1 protein-coding gene is annotated in these 1462 nt (G+C 54.5%); it reads right to left on the bottom strand.

Translation table 11 applies throughout. The annotated features are described in order from the left end of the window. Positions 1-89: 89 nt before the first annotated feature. Positions 90-1010 (bottom strand): hypothetical protein, encoded by a 921-nt coding sequence (locus E1297_RS01865; RefSeq protein ID WP_155133170.1) that lies wholly within the window; start codon positions 1008-1010, stop codon positions 90-92. Positions 1011-1462: the final 452 nt, after the last annotated feature.

The following is a 1462-nucleotide window of genomic DNA, read 5'->3' as shown; positions in this document are numbered from 1 at the left end:
TTGCGCGGGAGCGCCTTGTATCCCGGACCTAAGGGACCGGGATTCACGGCGGAGCTTGATAATCCGGTGGGACCATTGGCCTCGGGAAGTCACATCGCGGGCGCGGGAGATGCGTCCTTGTCGTTCGTCCAGCGGGAGACGGCCTTTTCCATCAGATTCACCGCTTCTCGGAGGCGGCTGTTTCCGAGGATGCTGTGTGAACAGCAATTCTTCACGTATGACGACACTTCGAGTGCAGAAGACTCGAGCTGGTCTGCGACGTTGGGGCTTTCGTCGTTAATAAGTAATGCCTTCTGGGTTAGGGCCCGAATTTTCCGCGCTTCCTCGTTTTCTCTTCTGGCCTCAATGGAAACCGACCAGCCGATTTCTTGTAGGCTGTCCCGGATGTTGGTAAGGAAGTTGCGAAGGTCGATGTTTTCGGTGAACGCATCTGGGTCGATGACTTCGACCCAGCTGATGCTTTTCTGATCCCCGGATTTGCCGACCAAATCCCAGCCCTGCTCCTCCAGGGTTTTGTGAATTTTCTCTTCTTCCGTGTTTACGGAAAATATCTGAACGATGCCGTCCCCCGTGTAATCGAGAGGATCGCCGACTATTCCCGAAATCGCATCCTGAAGGTCTTCATCGATGCCCTTCACGAACATCATGACGGGTTCGGACTTCTTGCGAGCCAAAACCCTAGCACCAACCACGATGAGGTTTTTCGATTTCTCGTGGACGGAGAGGATCGCTGCGTCTCTCGGTTCGAGCGAGACCGCGTCGAATGCCTGATGGTCGAACGCGTGTTCGTCATCCCGGCCCATAGCCCTGAAAAGTTCGTGTTCGAATACGGAAGCGGCGGCGCTGGGAAGGCGGCAATTTTCGATATCGGCACAGGTATCGGTGTTAGCCTCGTTCATGTGGTCACACCAGAACGCATCGTCGAACTTGTGGTAGGCATCCGAATACGCTTCAAAGCCCGTCTTCAGAACGCAAGGAGCCGCCTCGGGGGCGACCTCGGCGATATCCACCGTTACCCACTCCCTGAACCGTTCGGTATCACGATCTGGAGTGTTTTCTTCGAGCTCGAAGGAAACTGGAACGCGTATTTTCATATGAAAACTCCGGTGTCTGAGCGAATTTAATTGGTCGTAGAGTTTACTTGAGCATTCAGCGCCGCAAGAAGCAAAACTTCAGAATGCCGTGCGGTGTTATACTAATGGGGACAGGTTCGGTTCTTCCGCGCGGTCCCAGCAATAGAACACGCTGCACACGTCGTAGCATACCTTCTCGCCCTGCGGCGTTCTGATAATGGGTGTGATCCAGAAGCGCGGCAAACTACTTCCTTTGGGGAGGGGTCAAGAGCGCACTTCGCGTAGCGAGCTATCAAGATTTAGTCCGTTTTTCTTCAACGTATTGCCCGACGGACCGGCGCTGAATGTGGTGCAATCGGCAAGCAGAGCCGCGAAAGCCAAGCGCTCTT

The sequence above is a fragment of the Roseibium sp. RKSG952 genome, from assembly GCF_009711355.1.
Note: the sequence above shows the minus strand (reverse complement) of the source record. Positions and strands in the feature narration are given on the sequence as shown.